We start from the raw sequence: 9,708 nt of genomic DNA, 5'->3' as shown, positions 1-9,708 counted from the left end.
TTCCGCTTGATTCCACTTTTCTATCTCGGCATAATCTTGCAGCTCGCCTCCGCACTTAGGGCAAACACTCCTATCTTTAACGTCCGAGAAATTATAAAATTTAAAACACCCTTTGCAGCGCATAAATTTAGGATAATATTTTATGCTTTTTTCGGAGCGAAAGGCGAGATATAAAAAGAAGGCGCACGCCGCAAAGCATAAAATTCCTATGATGATACGCAGATACGCGCTTTCAAGCTTTACCGATGCCATAAAGCCGGGTTTTATATCGACTTTTCCCGATAGAGCGGCCGCCAGTCCCCATACGAAAAAAGCAAAAAAGCCGATTAATGCGAAAATTCTATTTAGCATTTTTATATATTCCTCTATAACAAATCAAAATTTCATCGCTTTTTAAATTTACGCTTTTTGATCTTCGGAGTTTTAGCGCCTTGATGAGGAGCGTTTCTTTTCCAATAGTCGCCGTCATTATACTCCGTAAGCTTTTTGCCGCAGTCCGGGCAAATTTGATCCGTGTTTTTGACGTCCTCGTATCGGTAAAATTTACCGCAGTCTGCACACCACATATACTCTGGGTATCTTTTTATGCTCTTTTCAGAGCGAAAGGCGAGGTAAAAAAATAAGATACTAATGAGTAAAACCGAAAATCCCGAGATAAGAAAAGGATATCCGATTTTACTTTGTATTCCTGCGGGATCTTCCGTTGTAAAAATTTCTATAGATATTATTAAAAGGTTTAAGCCTATCAAGGCATTAATCACTCTACCTATTTTTTTGTTTATGAAAATTCCTGCAGAAACAAATAATAAGCCGATGATGAAAATCTTGATAATATAGACCGGCTCAACTGCGCTCCAGCCTCGGTATTTAAAATACATCTTTCCGCTAAAGCAGCCAAGAATGCTTTCAAATACAAAAAATGCGCCCAAAAGTATTAAACCTATCCTAGTGCTCATTTTTTATTCCTATGGCTTTTTTGAGATAGTCGCCATCATGCCGATACAACAGGAGGCAATTCTATCTAGCATTTTGCCGCGCCTTTTCGTTATGCTTTGCTTTATTCATAGCGTTTTGCGCCATACCGTATGATCCTTAAATTTGAGCTCTATGAGAGATAAATTTTATTCTTGATCGTTTTAAATTTCTCATATAACAAACCTGGAGTATTGTAAAATCAACGTATAATCTTCGCTATAAAATTTTACCCTATTTTTTCTATTGTAGATACTCATACTTAGCAGATATTTGGCGAAATTTATATAGTCCTCCGTACTAGGGAAATAAAATGTAACGCTTTGGTAGAATGTTTTAAAATCCAGCTCAAATTTATACCTGTCCATATCGTCCGCTATGCAGCACTCCGCTTCGTCCATTTTAATAAATTCCTCTATATCTATGCATAGTTGAGCGCTATTTTTTGCAAATCGCGCTCCTCCCACCCAATATTCATAAGGAAAAAACTCTAGGTATGAGACCCTTTCATTATACGATGATGTTAAAATGTTTTTTGCGAAATAATACATAGCCAAATTCGTAGTAAAACCCAATACCACAAGCTTTTTGTCTTCTAGAATTTTAATATCTAATTTATGATACTCATGCCCCATAAGTTCCTCATCGATAGTTAGAGGATCGTCTTTAATATAAATTTTATTCGGTAGCACCGGTTTATTCTCCTTTTGCGTACTACGCCGCTATTCATCGAGCGCCGTCAAGTATAATCCCAATCCCTTTGATTGCGGAGTATAATAACTCTTTCCATCTACATTGAAGCTGTTCGTGTTCATATTTTCTCCAATATAAGTTCCGCCGAGCCCTCCTCAAGCGAATTATACTCATCCAGATGTATATGCGAATGTTTCGGCGCGGAATCTTGCGCTAAAGTAAGCAAATGCCTGGCAAGAGATATAAGTCCGCTTTTATTCGCCCTTATAGTAACTTCGTTTTCGAGAGCATTGACGGAGATCGCGAAGTCCTTTTCCCATTGTAGCCGCAGTCCCTTTTCTGCGCAGTAGTCTAATGTTTTTATAACATACTGTCCCATATATCGCCGATACTCCTTTCTAAATTTAATCGGTTACCGATCAGAAATTTATCTAATTGATCTGCTTAACCGATCTCATAGTATTTTGGAAAAATTATATCTAAAATAAAAATGAAAGGGGTCGGAATAACTAAATTTAAGACAGGTGCTGTGCGCGAAAATGAAGTGATTAAAACTTAAAAATAGCTTAAATGGTGGTCCCGATTGGACTCGAACCAACGACTTCCACCATGTCAAGGTGACACTCTACCAACTGAGTTACGGGGCCAAAAAGAAACGGCAGTATATCAAAAAAATCTCTCAATAGCAAGCAAATTTTAATTTTTCGAAAAATTCCGTCGAAATTCTATACCAAGATTTCGCCGCGACGTAAAACCCTGTCGAATTCTACGCGAAATTTCATCATCTTGCCGAAACCCCGCGCAAAATTCTATCCCGCTACTAAAATTCGCAATCGCGCGCGGAATTTTATCGCGCTTATGCGGCGCTCGTGTGTTTTGCTCCAGCAGTCTATTCTGCCCCGCTTTGTTTTATCTAGTCGTTTTGCTTCACCCCGCCTCGTTTCATCTGCTCGCCTTGCTTCGTCCTGTCTTATTTCGCCCGCTTGCCTCGCTCCGCCTTGCGCCCGTTAAGACGTCCAAATTTTCTCATTCAGCTTTAGAATTTTTACGATTTGCAGCATCGCATCCAGATCTGCCTTGATATCCTTTGCGATGCGGGCATTGAGTATCGGCTGATCCAGGCTCGGCTCGAAACTATCGGCGCCTCGAGCTATCGCGATGTAAATTTTATTTTGCTTGAAGCTCAGCGAGATGTTCGATTTCACGAGCTGTTTAAGAGATAAAATTTTCTCCATTAGCATGGGCGTCAGGACATACATAACCGTCATTGCGTCGTTTGCATAAATCGTAAAATTTTGATTGAAGTCCGCGTTATCTATTGGGATTTCGCGACCACCCAGTAGCTTGTACCGCAACTCAGACGGCGGCAGTGTCGTATTCGAGAAGACAAAAACGTCGGAGCAGATTTTTTTATTAAAATTTGCCACGAAAAAGGGTCCTTCGAAAAATGTGGCGTAATTATTTTTAAAAATAAATGGAATTCCCGTACCGACATCCTTTTCCAGCCTTATGTCGCAAAACATAAAATCCACGCCGTCCACGTTCGCGCAAACCAGATCATCCGCGCGAAATCTTTCAAATCCGTCAAATATCTCGCTTGCTCTTACCTCTTTTTCCTGAAAAAGCGCGCCCATTTTATACGAAAAGCCCAGACTCTCGATATAGGGCTTTAGATAAAGCTCTTTGTATCGCAGCACAAACCGCTCGGTTTTACGCTCAAAAATCCACTCGTAAAATTCGTCCCGCATGGCGATTATTGCTAAAATAGACATGACCAAAAAAGATAAGCTTTCTATGCCAAGATCGAGTTTGGGAAAATCAAGAAAGATGATTATCAATGCTAGCGCAAGCATCGGACCGAAAACCGCAAACGCTACGAGATAACTTAAAATTTTCCAAAGCTTGCGACTTTTCTTAAGCCGTTTGCGCTGCTTTTCTAAATCTATGACGGTTTTAATATCCACGCCCAACCTCTATTTATTAAATTTAACGGCGCAACTTTACGGCACAGCGTAAATTTACGACCGATACGGCGTAATAGGTGCACGCTGTTTATATGCCGCTAAATTTTACGGCTACTTGCGCGAGCCGTGCGCAGTGAAATTTGCCGCCAAGCTCAAGCGCAACATATAAAAATCTCGCGATCGGAAAGCTTATTATTTCAGCAGCTCGTTTGCATACGCTCGTACGCTCGCATCCACCGCCACAAGCGCATCCGCGTCCGTCACGCTAGGCGAGTTAAATTTCTCCGCGCACTTTAGCACGACGCGCGCAATGTCGGTGAAGCGGCACCGCTGCTGCAAAAACGCATTTACGCCCGCTTCGTTTGCGGCGTTGATGACGACGCCGAGATCGGGGTTTGCTAACAGTGCGTCTTTGAGAGTAAAAATTTGAAATTTCATCTCGTCGATCGGCTTAAATTCAATCGGTCGCAGGGCGCACAGATCTACGGGCGCGGTGATCTGCTCCCGTACGTCGCCGCTAAACATCGCGTGCGCGATGGCTAGGCGCATGTCAGCCCTGCTAATATGCGCCGTCGTGGAGCCGTCTGCGAATTCGACTAGCGCGTGGATCTGCGAGGTGCGCTCGATAAGCGCATCGATCTCGCGCATGCCGTAGAGCCAAAACGCCTCGATCACCTCAAAGAGCTTATTCGCCATCGTGGCGCTGTCGATCGTGATCTTTGCGCCCATCTTCCAGTTGGGGTGCTTGAGGGCGTTTTGCGGCGTGAGCGAGCCCAGCTGCGTTAGCGGCACGTCGTAAAACGCGCCGCCGCTAGCCGTGATGATTAGGCGAGAAACGGGGATTTTGGCGTTGCTAAGTAAAAATTTCAGTCCGAAATGCTCGCTGTCGATCGGGTAAATTTTATCCGTTTGCAGAAATTTCCCGCCGACGACGAGGCTTTCTTTGTTGGCGAGACAGAGCCTCTTTCCGAGCTCTTGGGTTTTTAGGCTGGGCATCATGCCCGCAAAGCCTACAAGAGCGTTTACCACGGTCGTGCTTTTGCACTCTGCAAGCATCTGCAAAATTCCATCCGCGCCGCAAAATACGCGCTCGTGATCTACCTCGCTTTTTTGCTGCGCGTCCGCGATACAGACGAGCTTTGGATGAAATTTTGCGATCTGTTCGTTTAAAAGCTTGATATTGCGCCCGCAGCTAAGCGCTTCGATCATACTGCCGCTACGCGCGGCTACGTCTAGGGTGTTTGTGCCGATAGAGCCCGTGGAGCCTAAAACTACCATGAATAGACTATCGCCATCGCGATTGCGCCGAACATATAGCCGTCGATGCGGTCTAAGATCCCGCCGTGTCCGGGAAAGAGCGCGCCGCTGTCTTTAAGACCCGCTGCGCGTTTTAGGTAGCTCTCAAACAGATCGCCGAACGCGCCAAAAATTGCTATGATGATGGTCTTTCCTAAAATTTCAAGCGGCGGCATATTGGTAAAGATGCGCGCATAAATGAGGCTAACGATAAGCGCGAGCGCAAGACCGCCTAGCACGCCTTCTACGGTTTTATTCGGCGAGCTAGCGCTTAGCGGAGTTTTGCCAAAGGCTCTACCGATAAAATATGCGCCGCTATCGCTAGCTACGATAATGAAGATCAGCCAAACGAAGTGAAAAACTTCCCCGAAATCATCGTAAGCCGCCCACATAAAAAATATCGGCGCAACGGGATAGATGAAAGGAAGCGTGATCTTTAGGCTAGGGCCCTTGGTAAAGGCTACGACAGAGGCGACGCATAGGATCATTAGGATGCTAACTTTTAGCGCTGAGACGAAAGGCTCATCGGTCTGCGTAAATGGTAGCAGCGCAAAAAACGCGATCGCCAGCGCAAGCCACTTTTTGCTAGTTTCCTCTAGACCCCATAACTTGAGGCTTTCAAAAAACGCAAGCACGAGTATCAGCGCAAATACGGCGAAATTTAGCCACCTAGCGTTTATGAGAATTAGAGCCAAAAATACGGCGAGTAAAATGCTTGCCGTGATTATTCTTTGCTTCATAGAATTTCCTTGGAATTTATTTTGAGCAATTATATCGCAAGCTCGCTTATTACGGCTTTAAAACGCTGATTGTTTTAAAATTTACGTAGTTTACGAAAGCACCTTCGTTGATTTTGACATTTTGACGTTTGGTGTAATCGACGAGATATTTTCCGCTGCCGCTTGCACTGAAGCTCACGCAAATTTTAGCGGCGAATTCGATCACCTCTTCGCTTAGACTTTGCTTATTTGTCTTTACGATGACGTGTGCGCTTGGAATATCCTTAAGATGAAACCAATAGTCGGATTTTGAGCTATTTTTTAGTAAGAACTCATTGCCTTTTTCGTTTTTACCGACGCTGATTTTAAAATCCCCGAGATAAAAGTTCGCTACATATTCGCTATTTTTTTCCTTGCTTTTTTGCCTAGTTTGCGTGCGCTTAGGTATTAGAATTTCGATCTCGTGTGCATTCTGTGCGGCAAGAATGAGCGATTTTAAATTCTCATAAAACGCGAGTTTCTCCTTTAAATTTTGCTCTTCGATATGGATATTAGCAGCCTTTTGGCGCAGACGCTTTGCCTCGGAGTAAAGTTCGCCCAAAGTGGCGCTTGCAGGCTTTTGCAGCTTAAATTCTACCGCCTCTGCGTCTCCTTTTTGCAGCGTAAATTCTCGCGCGCTGGTTGGAATTTTATAGATATTTTCCTTTAGCAAGGCGGCTTTTGCACCTAAAAGCTCGGCGCTTCGCAGTAGTTCGGCGCTGCTTTGCAAAGAGCCTAAAGCCTCGCGCACCGAGTCTAGCTTTTTATTTAGCGCCGTGATTTTTGCGGATTTGAGCGAGTTTAAGCGATCCGCATTTAGCGCGTTAAATTCCGCGCGAAAAAATGCTTTAAAATCCGAAATTTTTGGCACGGGGGCTTCTTTAATATTTGCAGGCGGTAGGTGGCGGAGTTTTCTTCCTACTTTGATCTGCCTAAATTCCGTCTCGAAGTGCCGCAGCGCCTCTAGAATCACATCGTTTTCATCGGTGATTATTACGTTGGTAAATCGCCCGGTAAATTCGAAGTAGATATTTGAGCTTTGGGTTTTGTAGCTTGCGTTTTGGCTTACGCTAAGACATAGAATTCTATTATTTTCTGGCACGCTAACGGAAGTGATGCGCGATTTTACGAAGCGCTTGGCAAGTAGCACGTCAAAGGGCGCCGCGTAAACCTTACCTTCGGTAAAAGCGTCATTTTCGTGGATATTGCAGCCTGATTTATTCATATCAAAAAACAGCGTCTCGTTGCCGTCAAAGCAGACTTTAAAAAGGTTATCTCCTACGCGCTTAATGTGCGAAAGGAAGCGTTTGGCGCGTAGATACTCGCAAATTTGAATTAAATTTTGATACTTCATACGCGCTAAAATTTCTCTTTGTGGATTTTACTTAAATTTAGCTTCTGCAGATCGTGCGGGCTCGGGCGCTGCTGCAGCACGCCGAGAGCCAGTATCGCTTCTGCTTTGAAATTCGGCGGAAAGCCCAGCGCCTCGCGCAAAAACTCCTCGCAGCTGCGTCCGTCCGCGGCGGCGCGCAGCCTTACCTGCACCCAGCAGCTGCCAAGATTTAGCGCGCTTGCGGCAAGGTGCATGTAGCCTAGCGCTACCGAGCAGTCCTCGATCCAGACGTCCTGCTTCTGCTCATCTGCGATCACGACGATCGCGGCCGCGGCCTGTTTTAGCATATCCGCTCCGCTGCTGCGACATCCGCTTAGCCGCTCAAGCATCCGTTTGTCGCGCACGAGGATGAACTCCCACGGGCGGCGTGCATGCCCCGACGGCGCAAGCAGGCCCGCTTTTAAAATTTTATCCAGCGCCTTGTCCTCAAGCGACCCCTGCGCATATTTTCTTACACTTATGCGGTTTGCAAAAATATCTAAAATTTCCATCGTCTCGCTCCTTGCGGCTTAATTATACATAAAATTGCAAAAATTTATGATTTTTTAGCTAAAATCGCGCAAATTTAACCGATACGAAGGAGATTTTATGAAGCAGACGATCACGGAGAAAATTTTTAGCGAGCACGTGGGCGAGGCGGTTTTTGCGGGACAGATCATCGAAAGCGCCATAGATATGGTCATCGGCAACGACATCACGACGCCGATTTCGATCAAGCAGTTTGAGCTTAGCGGCGCGAAAAAGCTCGCCAACCCGGACGGCTTTGCGATCGTGATGGATCACTACATCCCTACGAAGGATATTTTAAGCGCAAACCAAGCTAAAATTTCACGCGAGTTTGCTTACAAGCACGATTTGAAAAACTATTTCGACGAAAAAGATATGGGTATCGAGCACGCGCTGATGCCTGAAAAAGGGCTCGTAGTGCCCGGCGACGTCATCATCGGCGCGGACAGCCACACCTGTACCCACGGCGCGCTGGGGGCATTTGCGACGGGTATGGGCAGCACCGATCTTGCTTTTGCGATGATAACGGGCAAGAATTGGTTTAAAGTACCTCCTACGATCAAAGTAATTTTTCGCGGCAAGCCCGCGCCGCACATCTACGGCAAGGATCTGATCTTGGAAGTGATCCGCCTCATCGGCGTGGACGGCGCGCGCTATAAGGCTTTGGAGTTCTGCGGCGACGCGCTGGAGTATCTGGATATGGATAGTAGATTTTCGCTTTGCAATATGGCGATCGAAGCGGGCGGCAAGAGCGGTATCGTCGCGGTCGATGAGATCACAAAGGAATTTTTGGCGGATAAAAATTTACGTGCCGAGCCAAAATTTCACTACTCCGACGAGGGCGCGAATTATGAGCAAATTTTGCAGATCGACGTTAGCAAGCTTGATCCGGTGATTGCGTATCCGTTTCTGCCTAGCAACGGCAAGAGCGTGCGCGAGGCGGTGCGCGATGATATCGCCGTCGATCAGGTCTTTATCGGCAGCTGTACCAACGGCAGGCTCTCCGATCTGCGGATCGCCGCGCAAATTTTAAAAGGTCGCAAGGTCGCGCGCAAAACCCGCCTCATCATCACGCCTGCGACGCAAAAGATCGCTTTGGCCGCGCAAAAAGAGGGGCTGTGGGATATTTTCGTAGAAGCGGGCGCGGTCGTGAGCAACCCGACCTGCGGCGCGTGCCTGGGCGGATATATGGGGATTTTGGGCGTGGGCGAGCGCTGCGTAAGCACGACTAATCGAAATTTCGTCGGCCGCATGGGCGATCGCAGCAGCGAAGTGTATCTGGCAAACTCTGCCGTCGCCGCAGCCAGCGCCGTCGCAGGAAAGATCGCCGATCCGCGGGATTTGTAAGTTTAGAAAGCCGCCTTTTATTTTTAATTCGCTTGCGTCATAAATTTTGAGGGATAAAATACAAAATTCGATAGCGTCGCAAAGCTTGGCGAGTATAAAAAATAGTGAGGATGGCTGGCTTTGTTGTTGAAATTTTGCGGCAAAATTTCACCTCGTCATCTACAAAATTTCTCCGTTATAAATTCCGCTTTCACCCACCGCGAGGCTTTGTTATTAAAACCTTGCGGATTTTAAATGCCACTATCGGTGCGATCACGTAAATTTTGAAATTCTACTTGGCAGAGTTTTACTTTAACAAGTGCGTTAGAGTAAAATTTATGCTTAAAAATGCCAACGTGCAGAGTTTAAATTTAGGTTTCCGCTTCGCTCGGCTTGTTTGCGTAATAAGTAAAATTTCAAATAGATATCCCATTGGCGCTTACATTGATAAGTACCAAGCGTTCGCCTAGGTTAAATTTTTAAAATTTAGAGCCGAAAGCCTACGCGTAAATTTAACAAAACCGCCGTAAATTTTGCTCAAATTTACGGTGGTATGTTTAAAATTTAAGGCGCCCTACGCCTCCAAAATCGCTCCGTTGCTAGCGTTTGTTACCAGTTTGCGATACATTCGCAGCCAGCGATACGGCAGCGGTTTTTCAAGCGGCTTAAATTTAGCCCTTCGCGCGGCGATCTCGGCTTCGCTTAGACGCACGTTGATCGCGTATGTATCCACGTCGATGTCGATGATGTCGCCATCCTCTAGCAATCCGATCATGCCGCCCTCGGCCGCTTCGGGACT

General features: G+C 45.8%; 10 protein-coding genes, 1 tRNA gene and 1 pseudogene. 1 reads left to right on the top strand and 11 read right to left on the bottom strand.

Annotation, left to right across the window (positions count from 1 at the left end):
- The 10 genes and pseudogenes from Q0340_RS09390 to Q0340_RS09345 form a co-directional block, all read right to left on the bottom strand.
- Positions 1 to 252 (bottom strand): annotated as a pseudogene (locus Q0340_RS09390) (hypothetical protein); the annotation flags it as partial.
- Positions 253 to 383: 131 nt separating this feature from the next.
- Positions 384 to 956 (bottom strand): hypothetical protein, encoded by a 573-nt coding sequence (locus Q0340_RS09385; RefSeq protein ID WP_298083093.1) that lies wholly within the window; start codon positions 954 to 956, stop codon positions 384 to 386.
- A 189-nt stretch (positions 957 to 1,145) separates the two neighbouring features.
- The gene (locus Q0340_RS09380) at positions 1,146 to 1,664 is read right to left on the bottom strand and encodes a hypothetical protein (protein ID WP_298083092.1); all 519 of its coding nucleotides are present in this window, start codon (positions 1,662 to 1,664) and stop codon (positions 1,146 to 1,148) included.
- Between the two features lie 119 nt (positions 1,665 to 1,783).
- A complete protein-coding gene (locus Q0340_RS09375) occupies positions 1,784 to 2,044 on the bottom strand; it encodes a hypothetical protein (protein WP_298083091.1) in 261 nt (86 codons plus the stop codon).
- Between the two features lie 192 nt (positions 2,045 to 2,236).
- A tRNA-Val gene (locus Q0340_RS09370) sits at positions 2,237 to 2,312 on the bottom strand.
- Between the two features lie 360 nt (positions 2,313 to 2,672).
- The gene (locus Q0340_RS09365; protein WP_298083090.1) at positions 2,673 to 3,629 is read right to left on the bottom strand and encodes a DUF3137 domain-containing protein; all 957 of its coding nucleotides are present in this window, start codon (positions 3,627 to 3,629) and stop codon (positions 2,673 to 2,675) included.
- A gap of 192 nt (positions 3,630 to 3,821) precedes the next feature.
- Entirely contained in the window at positions 3,822 to 4,907 is a 1,086-nt protein-coding gene (gene dxr, locus Q0340_RS09360) for a 1-deoxy-D-xylulose-5-phosphate reductoisomerase (RefSeq protein ID WP_298083089.1), read from the bottom strand.
- Complete coding sequence (locus Q0340_RS09355) at positions 4,901 to 5,665, bottom strand: phosphatidate cytidylyltransferase (RefSeq protein ID WP_298083088.1); 765 nt, start codon at positions 5,663 to 5,665, stop codon at positions 4,901 to 4,903. The genes dxr and Q0340_RS09355 overlap by 7 nt, the downstream gene beginning before the upstream one ends.
- Before the next feature lie 49 nt (positions 5,666 to 5,714).
- On the bottom strand, positions 5,715 to 7,037 hold the full coding sequence (locus Q0340_RS09350; RefSeq protein ID WP_298083087.1) for an NFACT RNA binding domain-containing protein: 1,323 nt from the start codon (positions 7,035 to 7,037) through the stop codon (positions 5,715 to 5,717).
- 5 nt (positions 7,038 to 7,042) lie between these two features.
- Complete coding sequence (locus Q0340_RS09345; protein WP_298083086.1) at positions 7,043 to 7,567, bottom strand: nitroreductase family protein; 525 nt, start codon at positions 7,565 to 7,567, stop codon at positions 7,043 to 7,045.
- A gap of 97 nt (positions 7,568 to 7,664) precedes the next feature.
- On the opposite strand from Q0340_RS09345, the gene Q0340_RS09340 reads away from it, so the two are divergent.
- Positions 7,665 to 8,930, top strand: a complete 1,266-nt coding sequence (locus Q0340_RS09340; RefSeq protein WP_298083085.1) for a 3-isopropylmalate dehydratase large subunit — start codon at positions 7,665 to 7,667, stop codon at positions 8,928 to 8,930.
- Positions 8,931 to 9,483: 553 nt separating this feature from the next.
- On the opposite strand, the gene Q0340_RS09335 is transcribed toward Q0340_RS09340, so the two are convergent.
- A partial coding sequence (locus Q0340_RS09335) for a dihydroxy-acid dehydratase (protein ID WP_298083084.1) occupies positions 9,484 to 9,708 on the bottom strand: 225 nt, incomplete at its 5' end.

The sequence above is a fragment of the uncultured Campylobacter sp. genome (genome assembly GCF_938045595.1).
Classification (GTDB): domain Bacteria; phylum Campylobacterota; class Campylobacteria; order Campylobacterales; family Campylobacteraceae; genus Campylobacter_B.
Note: the sequence above shows the minus strand (reverse complement) of the source record. Positions and strands in the feature narration are given on the sequence as shown.